Here is a 14,938-nt window from a genome sequence, read left to right as displayed (position 1 = left end):
TTCTCTGGTATTAGGTCAGTCCGTTTTCCGGCTTACGAATTTGCGGTATTCAAGCGGCGAAATGCCTTCAATCTGTTTAAACAGTTTGGAAAAATAGGTCGGGTCTTCCATACCGATGGCATCCGCGATTGTCCCCATTTTGTCATTGGTTGCGGACAAAAGACGTTTCGCCTCCGTCATTCTGACTTTGTTCGTATACTGGCCGGGCGTGACGCCGAGCACCTGCTGCATGCAGCGGGTCACGTAGTCTTGGTTGTAATGAAGAGCCGAAGAGAGCGCTTTAATGGTTGTTTTCTCCTGATAGTGCTCCTGCAGGTACCGGGCGGCCTCCCATGCGACTCTTTCCTTTGCGGACGGGATTTGGAACGCTTCCTTCTGAAGATGGAGCAGCAGCTCTTCAAACAGAATCTGCTTTCTGAGCGGCAGATCGGAGTTCTCTGCGCTGTCATCGGTCAGCACACTGAATTGCCCGGCCATAAACTGCGGACGTCTCACCTTCCCTTTTTGCGGCAGGGACAGGCTGTAGCGGGACGGCTCTTCAAAGCTCCCTTTTTTTCGCCTCAGCTCTGACCAGTTGTTCCCGGTTGTTTCCGTCACCTCATAATCCGCTCCTTCAAAATGAAGCCACGAATAGGATGTCGTTTCTTCACTGCCTTTTGTCCCGTAATGTTCAAGGCCGGGAGAAAGCAGAATATATTCTCCGGCTTCAACGGAAAAGGCGTTTTCGTCTTCTGTAATGTAGAGGACGCCTTCTCTCACATACAGCAGATCAAACACCGGGAAGACCCGTCTCACATGGGTTTCGCCTTTTTTGAACACTCCTTCTCCCGCAGCGATAAAGACCGGGAACGGAGGAACTGTGAACTCGAGAAAGGACATATTTTCGGCCCTCCTTTTTAAGTCGGATTTTTGCAAGAAGTTTCGTTTCTCTCCCTTTTTATTATAAGAAAATGGAGGTACACTTTTAAACGTTGATTTTTTCAGGAAAGGGGTTAAAAGAAATGAAACAAGCGATTTTAAAACGGGCTGCGTTCAAACAATCCTCTGATCACAAACTCTCATTATACGCGCTGACTTGGCCGATATTTATTGAGGTTTCATTATATATGTTTATGGGAAACGCCGACACTCTTATGCTTAGCCAATACTCTGACAACAGTGTGGCGGCCGTGGGTGTCAGCAATCAGATTTTAAATTTAATTATCGTGATGTTCAGCTTTATCGCAACGGGTACGACAATTGTGATTTCACAGTTTTTAGGATCTAAACAGAAAAAAGAGGCGCAGGAAGTGGCTTATGTATCAATAGGAGCGAACTTTGTCATCAGTCTCGCCATCAGCGCCGCCATATTTTTTGCGGCCGTTCCGCTGCTTCATGTGATGGGTCTTTCCAATGAATTGATGCCGGATGCCAAAGTCTTTTTGCAGGTGGTCGGCGGGCTGTCCTTCATTCAGGCTTTGATTATGACGTTCAGCGCCATTTTAAAAAGCTACGGTCATACGAAGGATACGATGTTCGTTACGATCGGGATGAATATTTTAAATATTGCCGGAAACTTTCTTGTCATTTTCGGGCCGCTCGGCCTTCCGGTGTTAGGCGTCGCCGGTGTTGCGATGTCAACGTCCTTCGCGCGGATCATCGGGCTGATCGCGATGATTGTGATCGTCAAAAAACGCATCGGACTCGGTCTGACATGGCAAAAGATTTTTCACGTCCATAAAGAGCACTTGCGGAAACTCCTGAAAATCGGGATTCCGTCTGCCGGCGAACAGCTGTCTTACAACATTTCACAAATGGTTGTCACTTATTTTATCGCCATTATGGGCGCTCAGGCGCTTACAACAAAGGTTTATACACAAAACATCACCATGTTTATCCTGCTGTTCGGAACGGCGATCAGCCAGGGCACACAGATTTTAATCGGCAGATATATCGGCGCCAAACGGTTTGACGACGCTTATGACCGCTGCATGAAAAGTCTGTACTGGGCGCTTGGCATTGCCGCTTTGACATCCGTGATCATGACCTTGTTTTCAAAGCAGCTGATCGGAATTTTCACAAGCAGCCCTGACATTATTGCGACGGCGAGCATGCTGATCGCCATGACGATCATTCTTGAGCCCGGCCGTTCATTTAATGTCATTATCATCAACTCACTGCGGGCTGCCGGAGATGCAAAATTCCCCGTCTACATGGCGATGATTTCCATGTGGGGTATCGGACTGCCTCTCGCTTATCTGTTCGGCATCCATTTCGGATTAGGGCTTATGGGCATCTGGATTTCATTTATCGCGGATGAATGGGTCAGAGGCATTCTTATGTACAGAAGATGGCGGTCACGGATTTGGATTCAAAAAGGGATTGCATAAACGCCCGAAGCTTCGTTATGAAGCCGGGCGTTTTTTTATGCTTGTGAAAGCCGTTGTCTCATGTCACCGAGCTCTGACCGGTAATGTGCCAGCAAACCGGTAACGGCGGGCCTTGAGTATAACGGAAACAGCTCCAGCTCTTCAGACGCCTCCTCGAAATACGCCTCGGCCTCGAATGCGATGTACTCCCATACATTCATAAAAGCTTTGTTGACGGTATGGCTCTCCAGCTCTTCTTCCGTATAGCCGAATTGCTCCATCACCTGGCGCGGGAGACGCTTTTTCGCCCGCTCGTCCGTATGGACCCCCAGAAGCACCCGGGTCAGCTGAATGGCTGCTCCTAATGAAACGGCTGCATGGCGGAGTTTCTCTTGGTTCCGGCGCGCACAAACCGGCAGCAGCAGCAGGCCGAGGGCTCCGCCTGTTTGGCCCGCATACATCAGCAGGTCATCAAACTCTTGATAAGTTACTTTTTCTCTGTCAGAGATTTGGCCGGCGATAAACTCACGTAACGGCTCTTCTTCAAGCGCAAATTGCTGCCGCACATCGGTGAGCGCCTCCCACAAAAAGCCGTCGGCGCGTGTCCCGTTCAGAAAGTCTTGTGACGCCTGTTCAAATCCTCCAAGTTCCTGCACATCAAGCCGATCAGCTTCGTGAAACAAAGCAAGCACCGCCCATGCGGCCCGCCTGTTTTTTGGCGGCAGGGATGAGAAAGTCCGTTTATATAAAGGAAAGTGCGCCTCGGCAAGCTGGGCGCATGTTTCGTATTCGGTCATGGTATCACTCCTCTGTTTTTTAGTGTACCACATGTTTCACAATAAAAAGACCGATATCCTTCAGCGGAAACCGGTCGCGGCACTGTTATTCTTCTATATCGATACGGTACGCCTCAAACCATGTATGGATCTGGGCAAGATGGGCGATCAGCTGCGGGCCTTTCATCAGCTGGCCGAACCACGGAACCTGAAAAGATGAACCTTCTGTCTCCAGCAGCATTTCCAGCTTCTTTCTGTCAAGCAGGGTGTGAAGCACGGAATCTTTCTGTTGTAAAATCGTTTTCAGCCATTCTGTGACCCCCTGGGTGTATTTCGGGTGATGCGTTTTCGGATAAGGGCTTTTTTTGCGGTACAAAATATCTTCAGGAAGCAGTCCTTCAAGCGCTTTCCGCAAGATGCCTTTTTCCCGGCTGCCATGCATTTTCATTTCCCAAGGAATATTCCAAACGTATTCCACAAGTCTGTGGTCGGCGAACGGCACCCGTACTTCAAGACTTGCGCCCATGCTCATGCGGTCTTTGCGGTCGAGCAGATTTGTCATAAACCAAAGCATATTTAAGTAGAACAGCTGCCGTCTCGCTTTATCTGTTCCTGTCTCACCGTCTAACAGCGGCGTTTCCGCAATGGTTTCTTCATATCTCGCATTCACGTATTCTCTAAGATTCAGCCGTTTTTGCCATTTTTCATCCAAGAGCATGATTCTCTCCTCAGTCGACCTCATCCAAGGAAATCCGTCTTCTTCTGCCGCGGTGTGAAACCACGGATATCCGCCGAAAATTTCGTCCGCACATTCTCCGGAAAGGCTCACGACAAAATCTTTTTTAATTTCCCGGCAGAACCATAATAGCGAGGAATCAACATCAGCCATGCCCGGCAGGTCTCTGACGTGAACGGATTCCTCCAGATGTTCAACCAGCTGATCCTGCGTAATCACGCACTTATGATGCTGTGTGCCGAAGGCATTTGTCATTTTATCGATCCACGGGCCGTCATCATTCGGCTGAAAGGCGCTCGCTTTAAAAAATTTGCTGTTCTCCTCATAATCAATTGAATAAGTATGAAGGGGATCTCTGCCTTGTTTCTCAAAATGAGCGGCGGCTATCGCGGTTATCGCGCTCGAATCAAGCCCCCCTGATAAAAACGTGCAAACCGGCACGTCAGATACGAGCTGGCGTGTCACTGCATCCTGAAATAAGTACCGAATGTGAGCCGCGGTTTCATCGAGGCTGTCTGTATGCTTTTCGCTCTTTACATTCCAATAACGCCATATGGACAAACCGTCCTTTGAGAAAGTGAACGCATGAGCGGGACGCACCTCGTGAATTCCTTTAAACACCCCGCAGCCCGGAGTTCTGGACGGCCCCAGTCCGAATACTTCCGCAAGTCCGCCGCTGTCTGTGCGGGCTTTCACATCAGGATGAGCAAGGATGGCTTTCAATTCCGACCCGAACAGAAAGGAAGAGCCGTGTTCTTTATAAAAAAACGGTTTGACGCCGAGCCGGTCTCTTGCCCCGAACAGCCGCTTGCGCTTTTCATCCCAGATGGCAAAAGCGAAAATACCATTCAAGCGGTCAACGCACTCCTCCCGCCACTCAATATAGCTGTGCAGCAGCACTTCTGTATCAGAGGTCCTCTCAAAACGGTGGCCCCTCGCCTGAAGCTCCTTCCGCAATTCCTCCGTGTTATACAGCTCGCCATTATAAATGATGGTGTACGTTTCCTCTTGATGCGTGCAGGCCATCGGCTGGCGGCCGCCTTCAATGTCAACGACCGAAAGTCTTTTATGTCCGAATAAAACATGGGGCTCTCCCCAGACGTTTGAATCATCAGGCCCTCGTTTTGAAAGAGTGTCTATCATATTGTTCATAATATGTTTCTCTTGGACGAGCTGCTTTTGAAAATCGACCCAACCCGCAATTCCACACATGTGATATCAGCTCCAATCCCGTTTCTGTCGGTATCAAATTCGTTTCTATCAGCACTTTACCCAGTTTATGCAAAGAAACGCAGATAGTTGATTTGTCCCACTAAGAGTTGTATGAGACAAGCCCGATTTGGAAAGAACGGAAGAGAAGAAACAAACAAAGGAGACCGGCACGGTTATGAAACGAAAACAGCTTTTCTCACAAAAAAACAAATGGGGGCGCGGCACCCTGATGATAGAGGACGGCATCTGCCTCGTCGAAAACGATGAAGGCGATATCCTGCTTGCAGACAGTCTAGGAAACGCAGACGTATTGATGAAACGCGGCGGCAGATGGCAGCCGGCACGGATTTGCGGCGGTGCGGCCGAAATCGGCGCAGACACCATCCCCCTGCTCGGCGGGGAAGAAATCCGTTATGAAAAGGCGGTCAAACGGCCGCTGTTAACCTTGCTCGATTCGTTGGACGATGAAACGTTTCTGCTGTTTCTCAGCCATCTTCACGGGTTCGGCCTGTCTGTATATGATTGCGTATTTTCCTACAATCAGGCGCTGTTTTCCGGTGAAGGCGTTTCGTTTTATCACTTCTCGGCGGATGACGCACAATGCGCCCTGCAGCATCACCGCGGCAGCTCGGGTAAACACGACAGATTTGAATGGACGGCATCTGACGGGCGGCGCTCCATTATGTATTCAGCGGCAAGACAAGACGGAACCGCGTAACAAACAGGCCGCACCATTTAAATAGGTGCCGCCTGATGTATTTAGCTTTGTTTTTCACGCTGATTGACGGCCGGCGTTTGCTTTTACCCTTCACAGCCGTAGCTTTTGCGGTAACAAGAGTGATTGACGCTTTTGGCATCCTGCAAATCTCCTTCGCCTCATCAACATCCCCCTGTCACGGCATTTCCCATTCAGGGGCACAGTTGCGCAAAATGTATGCGCAACTAAAAAAACCCGGATGCATCCGGGTTTTTCAAGCGATTGATTAAAATACGTGAAAGCCGATCGGCAAGTGAAGGCCGAGCAGCACCGTCAGGACGAGCACGATAATAAAACCGATCCACAGTCCGCCGGTTGATTTGCCTTTTTTCTTGCGGATGACGAGCATTTCCATCAGTCCGATGGTAATGATGCCGAGCAGCATTTTTCCGGCGTACTCACCGTTCCAATTCGCAAAACGGACGAAAAGCTCAGCTCCGGTCAGAATAATAATAATGTAGAATAAGCGCAGAATCATATGCGTAATTTTTGCGCCCTTCGCTTTTCCGGAACCGTACAGCCCGTAGCTGACAAACACCAGGATAAGCGCAACGACCCATGAAGTAATATGCCAATGTGTCATTATGTTCAATTCCCCCTATCAGATCAATCTGCCTCACTTATGGTACCACAACAAGCCGCTCGGAGCATTATCAATCGTGCGAAAGACACACAATTATCCGATTTGGTTCGACAGCGTGCCGATCGGTTCAATTGTAATGTCAATGCGGTCCCCCGGCTTTAAAAATTTCGGCGGCTTAAACCCTTTTCCGACACCGGACGGCGTCCCCGTCGCTATAATGTCACCGGCTTCAAGCGTCATTCCTTTTGACAGAGTTTCGATTAATTCAGCTATCGGAAAAATCATGTCACCCGTTGATCCTGATTGGCGCAGTTCTCCGTTCACCCGCGTTTCAACTTTCAGGCTTTGCGGATCACTGACGGCCGACTTATGTACAATGACCGGGCCCATCGGGCATGTCGTATCGAGGCTTTTGCCGATAAAAAACTGTTTATGTTTTTTCTGCAGATCGCGCGCTGTTATATCATTTACAATTGTATAGCCGAATATATGATCAAGCGCATGTTCTTTGGAGATGTGCGATCCGCTTTTTGATATGATTACCGCAAGCTCCCCTTCATAATCAAGCTGCTCCGTTACGTCCAAGTGGCTGTTCACTGTTTCTCCGTGTCCTGTAACGGCAGCCGGGGCTTTCGTAAAAACCATGGGATGCTCCGGTATATCCGCCTCACTCCCCATTTCAACGGCATGATCACGATAATTTTTCCCGATGCAGATCACGTTCTTTGAAGGTCTCGGAATAGGCGCACAAAGCTTTACGTCAGACAGCGCATACATAAATGAACCCGACTCGTCATTCGGTTTTTTCGCCCATTCCGCAAGCTGTCCGGCATGCGCGACAAACTTATCTCCTTTTTGAATGCACTCGATCAGCGAACCCGGAATCGTCTCAAGTTCAAACAATTTTTTTTCAGCCTTTTGCAGATCTAAGATTTTGTCATCATCAATGATCAGACCGACAAATGTTCGGCTGTTCAGTTCCCCTGTCGCAAATTTCATGTTAATCCCCCATCATTTTTAAATCTGGCATTCCTTTATGTATTCTTCCTCCGGGCGGGAAATTCCTCTTTTAAACAGGCTGAAAATAAGTGTAAAAGAGTATCAAAAATTGTCACTTTTTTAGTCATATTGACGAAATAAAACCTTCTTGCACAAAATGGGTTATACTATTATCATCCTATGTTTTCCAAAATAATCGAGAATTGGAGATCACACGATGAACAAAATTGAAGAAAAAAGATTAACTTTATTCGAGACAGCGCAAAAATTCGGAATCAATGCGACGGAGACCATCAGGTGCAGCCAGGAGCTGGACAGCCTTTTAAACGGGTGCCGGGGCGGGCTCATCCAACAAACGAAAGACAGCGGGCTGAACCCGTCCGCCCAGATTGAGCACGGCCGCACCGCAGGAAAAAAAGAGGTTTTCTCATAAACGTGATATGTATATAAATCTGTATCATTTATGTATAAGACCCGGCATGCGTAAAGCGCCGGTGTTTTTACGTCTAAAGTTTTTTCCGCTCACAAAAATGTGCATTTGTCATAAGCTATTTTAGGCAGGCAGCCCAGATAAGCTCCTGGAGTGCAGTCATGAAAATCTTCACGAAAAGGATGTGCTCGTATGCCCGCAATTGTCGGAGCGTTTAAAATTAATGCCGTCGGTACGAGCGGAGTCGTTCATATAGGCGACTGCATCACCATTTCTCCAAAAGCAGAGGTTAAGACATTTGCCGGAGCGGGCAGCTTCAATACCGGAGACAATCTCACACTGACGAATTACAGGAATTCAACGAATGTGTACGATAATGATGTAATCGATCAGCCGATGGCAGGAAACGCATAAAGGAGGCGCCGTATGAATTTTTACGTCAATCAGTCGATCCATATCAATTACATGCGTGTAGAATCTGTCAGCAATTCCTCCATACTGCAAATCGGAAGCGCCGGTTCAATTAAATCTCTTTCCAATCTGTACAATACAGGGAGTTATGTTGAGCCAGCGCCGCCTGTCACCGCGGGGCAGCAGACTGTAACAACAGGGGGAGGTCCCGGCACCTCATCATTTGTACCGCTCCAGCCGCCAAGCCGGTAGTTTTAATGAAGGAAACGAGACGCGAGGTGAATGTCATGTATGATCAATCCGTTTCATCCTACCTGCAGAATTTAAATTCTTTCGTCCAGCAGCAGGCGCAGCAGATTCAGGAGCTCGAACGGCAGCTGAAAGAATTCCAAAATGAAATTTCAACGCTGAAGCAGCAGCCTTCTACAAGAATCGATCGGCTCGAGTATAAATTTGATCAGCTGAAAATTGAACGGCTGGAAGGAACGCTGAATATCGGATTGAATCCGACTGATCCGAATGCCGTGCAAAACTTCGAAGTCGGCCAGACATCTCCGCAGGTCGGAATGATGCAGCAGGAACAGGCGGGCCAGCAAATGCAGCAAATCCGCCAAAACGTCGATATGTACCTGAATGAAGAAATCCCCGCGCTTTTAGAACAGCTCGAAACTCAGTATGAGAGCAGGCTGGACGAAACGAACAAATATCATATTATTGAAGATATCAGAAAGCAGATGGACAGCCGGATTCAGTATTATCTATCCCATGTCCCGAAAGAAGAAAATACGGCGCCCGCGCAATATGCCGAGCAGATTGCCGAACATGTGAAGCGTGATATTGTCAGGGCCGTTGAGCACTTTATTAAGCACATACCTGGTGAAATGAAAGGTGATGATCCGTCATGATTTTTACAGTGATTAACCGGAATATTGAAGTCGGCGACATCCGGTCTACCGGTGTGTCCAGTTCTTCCTTATTATTAATCGGCGACACCGATTCCGTCTATCTGTCTTCCATCTTTGACACGCCTCCGGAATCTCTTATTATCGGGCCTTATGTGCCGCTGGCGCCGGAATAATGTTAAAGCGCATTTCACGCCTCCGGAACGCCAAAATCAATTCAGTCGGGATTGCGAGTGTCTTTCAAGCAGGCGATACGAATGAAATCAATATGCGGATCAAAGTATTGGCCGATCAGCGTACTATTGCCTTATACAGAGACGATGAAGGCTCATTTAACAAAAAAGAATACCAGATCTTTCGGCAGCCGGCCGTCATGCCGTTACCGGAAACGGGAGTCCAAAGCGCATTCTGCCATGAAAACCCTTCAATTCGGGTAAGGAATGTGAAAGTTCAAGGGGTATCGTCAGCGTCCGTGGTTCAAATCGGATCGACGTCGATCGTTCTGGGAGATTCGCGGCTGAAACATATTAGGCAGATTGTCACACCAAGCTCACAATCACAGCAGCCCTGACATATAATGACGGTGAGACTTCTATAAAGGGTGTCGTTTATGCCAGCAATTACCGGACCTATAGCTATCAATTCCATATCGGGCGGAGTCGTAAACTTTGGTGATTCCTTTTACCTTTCTCCAAAAAGCTCTTCTAAATCTGCGCTCGGTTCGGGAGCAGGCAATACCGGAGATTTCCTGTTATTAAACAACGTTGTCAATGCGACAAACTATATAGACCCCGATGTCAGCGATCAAAATGTGGTAGGAAACGCCTAAAAAGCAGCCGCTCTTTCAGAAGAGGGCTGCTTTTGGTTCAGCGTTATGTTCGTTCATTTGCTTTTTTTGTTTTTACAAGCTTTTCCGGCGGCTGTTTTCTGATCCATTTCACAAACCGCGCGAGTTTCGGGTCACGCCGCAGCTCTTCTATTCCCGCGAGCCTTGCCGCAAGCTCCTGATTCGTATAGAGCGCGTGAACCTGTTTATGACAAGGGATGCAGAGCATTGCGGTCGGAAGGAATGTCCCGCCTTCTTCCTTAGGCGTTAAGTGGTGCTCCGTCAGCCGCACATGATGGCGGCCGCATAATTCACATGTGCCCTCGGCAGAATCGGCCATAATTCCTTCTCCTTTCTACATGATCTCCAATGTGACCCGGGTGCCTTTCCCGCCCGGTTCGGACGGATGAACGATTAATTTTTTCGGCAGACGCGCTCTCAGCTCCTGCACATGGCTGATCACTCCGACGGATAAGTTGTCCGATTGCAGCTTTTCGAGCGCTGTGACAACGGTGTCTAAGAGCCCTTGGTCAAGAGTTCCGAATCCTTCATCTAAGAAAAAGAATTGCAGCGGGTATTGCCCCCGCAGCTGAATCTGGGCGGACAAGGCAAGCGCAAGCGACAGCGATGTCAGAAACGTCTCCCCGCCGGAAAGGCTTGATACGGGCCGTTTGACGCCTCCGTTCGCGTCATCACGCATGACGAAACCGCCTTCTGAATCGACTAATATGGCATACCGCTGCCTTGTCAGCGCTCCGAGACGGGCAGAGGCGTCCCGAGCCACGCTTTCCAGCTGTTCTTCCGCTAAAAACTCGACGAATGTATTGCCTTTACATACAGACTGGAGCTTATCAAGCCTGTCAATCTGTGTCTGCCAGCTTTTCAGTTCGGCTTCAATCTCTTTAAAGCGCTTATGCTGTTTTTGCATAACCGCGAAGGCTTTTGCCTGTGCTCCTTTTTCCTCCATGGCGGCCCCTGACTCAGCCTCTGCCTGCTTCAGCAGAGAAACGGATGCTGTCCATTCTTCCTCCGATATCCGGCGCTCGGCTAATTTATCAGTAACACGGCTGATATTTGCCGATAGCTGTTTTGAGGTGTCCAGGAACTCATCAATTTCTTTTTTCATTTCCTCTGCACGCCCTTGCGGAAGCAGACTTTTTTTGACTTGGTCCGGGTCGGTAAACCCGGTGTCTTTTGACCTCACGCGCCAGTCGTTTTGCGCTTTCTCAAGGGAAGTCTCGGCATCCCTGAGTGACATGAGACTCCCGGATTCCCGGCCTTTTGCGTCATTCAGTGATTGCTGCGCCTGCTTCAGCGCGTCGAATAAGGACTGTTCTTTCGATTTTAACAGCTGTAATTCCTGCCGCACCGCTTCAAGCTTTGCGGAAATTGATGTTTCTTCAGCTGCTGTTCCGAGCTCTTGTTCATATCCGTCAATCACCTGCTGCAGGCGCTCAGACGCATAGTGAAGCTCGAGCCGTTCCCGTTCAAGCCGATGCTTCATCTCCTGCAGGCGTTCTTTCTCCTCTTCATGTTCCTTGAGGAATGCGATGCTTGTTTCAATGCGCTTCTCACATTCTTCTGCCTGCCTGTCCTTCTCATCTATCGAAGCCTGCCAGGCGTCAATCCGGTTTGACGGAATATCACCGCAGACTTCGTTGTACTGATTCAATCGGCTTTCTGACAGCGATTCAAGCTCTTCTAATGAATGTCTGAGACGGTCGGCTTCTTTTTCCTCGTAGCGGATTCGTTCGGCAAGCTGCTCAGCTTGTTTCACCGTCTGCTGATGCGCGCTGATCAGTCTTGTGACCTTCTCTTTTACCGACAGCATATCCTGTTTCATTTGTTTCCACTCCAAGCGGACGGCGCTGAACGCTTCATCAAGCGGGCGTCCGCTGATGGAGGAAGCGGCTTCCAGCTCCGGAACCCGGGCGCTTTGCAGAAACGGACATTCTTCGGTAAAACGCCCCGACTGTTCTTCTAATGCAACCTTGGCTGTCAGCACTTCCTGAGAAAGAGCCGCCGCCTCAGAAAGCAGCGCTTCCACCTGCTGCAAATGTTCCTGCACAGCCGTATCAGGCGAGAATGTTTCATGAGCGGAACGCGGGCGGTCATGCTGCGTCGAGCCGCATACAGGACAAGGCTTTCCTTCGATCAGTTTTTCCGATAATTCTTTTGTTAATGCAGCCGTTCTCGCTTCCTCTGAGCGCCTGCGGAGATCGGCTTGCGTTTTTTCAGCCCGTTCGGCTGCGGCTTTCAGTGAACGTTCCGTTTCACAGACCATATGGTAAACGGTTTGAAGCGTTTGATAAGCTCGCGTAATGTCTTCCTCTTCCGTTTTCGCCTTCTCTGTGAGCGACTCGCTTTCTCCGTTCAGCTTCTCCATGTTTTTCAGCTGCGTTGTCAGATTGGCCCGTTCTTTCGTGATTTGTTCCTGTGTCTGCTGAAAGCCCGCCGCCAGCTGTGCTGCGGTCTGGCATTTTTTCCGTTCATCGGCGGTCACTTGAACTGCTTTCAGCTCTTCTTTCAGCTCATTCTGCCTGTTTTGGCCGCGGGTCAGGCGGTCTTTCACTGCGGCCAGCTGTTTCGAGGCGGCTTCGTATTCTTCCTCTTTTTTGCTGTGTTCCGCATTTGTTTTTTCCGCTTCTTTTTTCGCTTCAAGCAGTTTTTGTTCAATGGCTGAAAGTCTTTGATACAGCTCTTCTTCCTTGACAAGCTTCGGCTCCTGTTCGGCCTTATGGGCCCGCCATGCTTCATAGGCTTCATTTTGCCGGGTAAATGAAACGGTTTCCGCCTCTGATTTCCGTTTGGCCAGTTCGTGTTCCTGTTCGGCGCGCTGCTTCCGGCGGACGGCTTCTGTGCAGCGGTCTGCGTACGGCTCAAGGGCGAGAGCTGTTTCCGCCTCTTTAAGACGCTCAGTCAAATCCGTGATGTACGGGCGTCTTTCCTCAAGCTTTTTCTCCCGGCGCTCATATTCATCTCTTTCTGTCTGCAGGTTCCAAATTTCCTGGTGATTCTCAAAGCGTTCTTTTGCCCGGACCCGTTTCTTCTCAGCTGCTTCAAGCCGTTCGTTCGCTTCGTGGAACTGCTGTTCAGCCTGCTTCAGCGCATCTTCTCCTGCGTCTCCGAGGCCGGATTGTTCGGCCAGCATTTCATTTTTTTTCGCTGCCGCTTCCTGCGCCCGCCGCCGCAATTTTTTGACAAGCCTGTCCCCGTACTGTTCCAGATTAAACAGGCGCTGGAGCATATGTCTTCTTTCCGCGCCTTTAAGCGACAGAAACTCGGCAAACTTTCCTTGCGGCAGCACGACGGCTCTTGTAAAGTCGTCAATGGTCAGGCCAAGAAGCTCTTCCACCTTTTTGTTCACTTCATTCGCTTTATCGGCCAGCACCGTTTGTTCGTCTTTGATTTCAATCAGGCGGCAGAGGGCGGTTTTTACTTTCGTTTCATCCGTTCTCTTAAAAACGCGCTCGACCTTGTAGGAAACCCGGTGGCCGGATTGAAGCGCGAATGTAAATGAGACGGCGAGCTGATCTTCGGCATGATTCAGGATGCCGTGCGTATTATTTGCGGCGCGCTCCACTTTTCCGTATAAAGCGAGTGTCATGGCATCAAGGATCGACGATTTTCCGCTTCCGGTCGGCCCGAAAATCCCGAACACCCCGGCTCCTGACAGTCCGGCAAAATCAATGGTCTGTTCCTCCCTGAAGCTGTGGAGCCCTTTTATCGTTAACAGAATCGGCTTCATGTCGCATCCTCCTCATCATCTGCTGACGCAAGCTCTAAAAACAGCTTGACCATCTCCTCATCCGGCACGCCGCCGCCCGTTTGTTTTTCATAAAACTTCTTAAATCGATCCTCAATTGATGTGTGTTTCACTTCAATCCGGTCATTTTCGGTCTCTTTTTCTTCAAAAACCGGCCTGATATGGATAAAGCCGGGATGCGCCTTTCTCAGCCGATGAATTTCCTCGAGAGAAAGCTGATCCGTCAGATGGATATCAAGATCGATCCAGGCATTCCGGTCACGCCCTTCATCGAGCCAGCTGTGAACTTCGCTCAGCCCCTGCGCTTTCCATTTGACGAGCGGTTTACCGGAAGACAGGAAAATCTCTTCCCACTTCGCTTCTCCGCCGGGCTTCGCTTCTACCACCGTCACCGATTTGGCATAACCGGCTTCTGAAAAGCTGTATGCGAGCGGAGAGCCTGAATAACGGGCAGCCGTCTTGGCGCGCTTGATCGTTTGCGGACGGTGAAGATGGCCGAGAGCCACGTAAGCCGCATCAGCCGGCAGGCTGTCAGCGGCGACCGTGTAAGCTCCCCCGACTTCAATCGGACGCTCTGAATCGGTCTGATTTCCCCCCGCGACATAAATGTGGCTCGCCGCGATTTTCACGGCATCGTCCCGGCACAGTCCGCACATGTGAGCAAACGCCTCTCTGATTTTGACATCGTAATGATCGCGAAGAAGCTTTTCCTCAAACGTATCAGAAAGCACTTCGTTTAATCTCGCCTCTGACGGATATGCCAGCGCGGCTACGGCTAACAGCTCGTCCGCCGACGGCACCTCAATATGCACGGGTTCTGTCCGCGGATAGCCGATTAAATGAATGCCGCGCTCATTTGTTAACGGAGAAGCCGCCGCCAGCCTGTCGGGATTGTCATGGTTTCCGGCAATGACGACAACCGGGCGCTTTCCGCCGTCAGAAAGCGCGGAAAGACTTTCGTAATACAATTGTTCAGCGAGCGCAGGCGGATTGACCGTATCAAATACATCCCCCGCCATAATGACCGCATCAATATTTTCTTCCTTGACAATGGTATTCAGCTCTTCCAATACCTCGGCCTGCTCGCTCAGCCGGCTTCTGCCTTCCAGCGTTTTGCCGAGGTGCCAGTCAGCTGTATGTAAAATGCGCATACCGCATTCACCTCACTTTTTGATAGAAAAAAAGATCCGCT

General features: G+C 49.6%; 18 protein-coding genes. 10 read left to right on the top strand and 8 right to left on the bottom strand.

All coding sequences use genetic code 11. The annotated features are described in order from the left end of the window. Positions 1-15 precede the first annotated feature (15 nt). Positions 16-879, bottom strand: a complete 864-nt coding sequence (locus MY7_RS04425) for an AraC family transcriptional regulator (protein WP_007610524.1) — start codon at positions 877-879, stop codon at positions 16-18. 122 nt (positions 880-1,001) lie between these two features. Here MY7_RS04425 and MY7_RS04420 point away from each other — a divergent pair, with 122 nt between their 5' ends. Then, the gene (locus tag MY7_RS04420) at positions 1,002-2,369 is read left to right on the top strand and encodes an MATE family efflux transporter (RefSeq protein WP_003155121.1); all 1,368 of its coding nucleotides are present in this window, start codon (positions 1,002-1,004) and stop codon (positions 2,367-2,369) included. A gap of 35 nt (positions 2,370-2,404) precedes the next feature. Here MY7_RS04420 and MY7_RS04415 read toward each other — a convergent pair whose 3' ends face one another. Further along, on the bottom strand, positions 2,405-3,145 hold the full coding sequence (locus MY7_RS04415) for a squalene/phytoene synthase family protein (protein WP_029325955.1): 741 nt from the start codon (positions 3,143-3,145) through the stop codon (positions 2,405-2,407). An 85-nt stretch (positions 3,146-3,230) separates the two neighbouring features. Beyond that, entirely contained in the window at positions 3,231-5,072 is a 1,842-nt protein-coding gene (gene asnB, locus MY7_RS04410) for an asparagine synthase (glutamine-hydrolyzing) (RefSeq protein ID WP_007610521.1), read from the bottom strand. A gap of 175 nt (positions 5,073-5,247) precedes the next feature. On the opposite strand from asnB, the gene MY7_RS04405 reads away from it, so the two are divergent. Both MY7_RS04405 and MY7_RS04400 read left to right on the top strand, forming a co-directional pair. Then, on the top strand, positions 5,248-5,790 hold the full coding sequence (locus MY7_RS04405) for a DUF2777 family protein (RefSeq protein ID WP_029325956.1): 543 nt from the start codon (positions 5,248-5,250) through the stop codon (positions 5,788-5,790). 35 nt (positions 5,791-5,825) lie between these two features. Continuing rightward, positions 5,826-6,059 carry a hypothetical protein gene (locus MY7_RS04400; protein WP_139325661.1) on the top strand — a complete coding sequence of 78 codons (234 nt, stop codon included), beginning with the start codon at positions 5,826-5,828 and terminating at the stop codon, positions 6,057-6,059. Here MY7_RS04400 and MY7_RS04395 read toward each other — a convergent pair. Then, positions 6,056-6,412 carry a YisL family protein gene (locus tag MY7_RS04395; RefSeq protein ID WP_007409161.1) on the bottom strand — a complete coding sequence of 119 codons (357 nt, stop codon included), beginning with the start codon at positions 6,410-6,412 and terminating at the stop codon, positions 6,056-6,058. The genes MY7_RS04400 and MY7_RS04395 overlap by 4 nt on opposite strands. 93 nt (positions 6,413-6,505) lie before the next feature. Beyond that, positions 6,506-7,411, bottom strand: coding sequence for a fumarylacetoacetate hydrolase family protein (locus tag MY7_RS04390; RefSeq protein WP_007409162.1), 906 nt, complete (start codon positions 7,409-7,411; stop codon positions 6,506-6,508). 217 nt (positions 7,412-7,628) lie between these two features. Here MY7_RS04390 and MY7_RS04385 point away from each other — a divergent pair, with 217 nt between their 5' ends. The 7 genes from MY7_RS04385 to MY7_RS04355 all read left to right on the top strand — a co-directional run bounded on the left by MY7_RS04385 (position 7,629) and on the right by MY7_RS04355 (position 9,983). Continuing rightward, the gene (locus tag MY7_RS04385) at positions 7,629-7,844 is read left to right on the top strand and encodes an aspartyl-phosphate phosphatase Spo0E family protein (RefSeq protein WP_007610516.1); all 216 of its coding nucleotides are present in this window, start codon (positions 7,629-7,631) and stop codon (positions 7,842-7,844) included. A gap of 189 nt (positions 7,845-8,033) precedes the next feature. Further along, positions 8,034-8,255 carry a spore germination protein gene (locus tag MY7_RS04380; RefSeq protein WP_003155135.1) on the top strand — a complete coding sequence of 74 codons (222 nt, stop codon included), beginning with the start codon at positions 8,034-8,036 and terminating at the stop codon, positions 8,253-8,255. A gap of 12 nt (positions 8,256-8,267) precedes the next feature. Beyond that, positions 8,268-8,504 carry a spore germination protein GerPB gene (locus MY7_RS04375; protein WP_007409164.1) on the top strand — a complete coding sequence of 79 codons (237 nt, stop codon included), beginning with the start codon at positions 8,268-8,270 and terminating at the stop codon, positions 8,502-8,504. A 35-nt stretch (positions 8,505-8,539) separates the two neighbouring features. Beyond that, complete coding sequence (locus MY7_RS04370) at positions 8,540-9,157, top strand: spore germination protein GerPC (protein ID WP_003155139.1); 618 nt, start codon at positions 8,540-8,542, stop codon at positions 9,155-9,157. Further along, entirely contained in the window at positions 9,154-9,330 is a 177-nt protein-coding gene (locus MY7_RS04365; protein ID WP_003155141.1) for a hypothetical protein, read from the top strand. The genes MY7_RS04370 and MY7_RS04365 overlap by 4 nt, the downstream gene beginning before the upstream one ends. After that, positions 9,330-9,725, top strand: coding sequence for a spore germination protein GerPE (locus tag MY7_RS04360; RefSeq protein WP_007610514.1), 396 nt, complete (start codon positions 9,330-9,332; stop codon positions 9,723-9,725). Before MY7_RS04365 ends, MY7_RS04360 begins: the two co-directional genes overlap by 1 nt. 39 nt (positions 9,726-9,764) lie before the next feature. Beyond that, positions 9,765-9,983: a spore germination protein gene (locus MY7_RS04355; protein WP_003155143.1), complete on the top strand. Its 219-nt coding sequence runs from the start codon at positions 9,765-9,767 to the stop codon at positions 9,981-9,983. Positions 9,984-10,026: 43 nt separating this feature from the next. Here MY7_RS04355 and MY7_RS04350 read toward each other — a convergent pair whose 3' ends face one another. The 3 genes from MY7_RS04350 to sbcD are packed head-to-tail and all read right to left on the bottom strand — an operon-like array spanning position 10,027 to position 14,897. Further along, positions 10,027-10,320 carry a hypothetical protein gene (locus MY7_RS04350; protein WP_007610512.1) on the bottom strand — a complete coding sequence of 98 codons (294 nt, stop codon included), beginning with the start codon at positions 10,318-10,320 and terminating at the stop codon, positions 10,027-10,029. Positions 10,321-10,335: 15 nt separating this feature from the next. Further along, the gene (gene sbcC / locus MY7_RS04345) at positions 10,336-13,728 is read right to left on the bottom strand and encodes an exonuclease subunit SbcC (RefSeq protein WP_007610511.1); all 3,393 of its coding nucleotides are present in this window, start codon (positions 13,726-13,728) and stop codon (positions 10,336-10,338) included. Further along, positions 13,725-14,897, bottom strand: a complete 1,173-nt coding sequence (sbcD, locus tag MY7_RS04340) for an exonuclease subunit SbcD (protein WP_007610508.1) — start codon at positions 14,895-14,897, stop codon at positions 13,725-13,727. The genes sbcC and sbcD overlap by 4 nt, the downstream gene beginning before the upstream one ends. Positions 14,898-14,938 lie beyond the last annotated feature (41 nt).

Source organism: Bacillus sp. 5B6 (assembly GCF_000259405.1).
Lineage (GTDB): Bacteria > Bacillota > Bacilli > Bacillales > Bacillaceae > Bacillus > Bacillus velezensis.
Note: the sequence above shows the minus strand (reverse complement) of the source record. Positions and strands in the feature narration are given on the sequence as shown.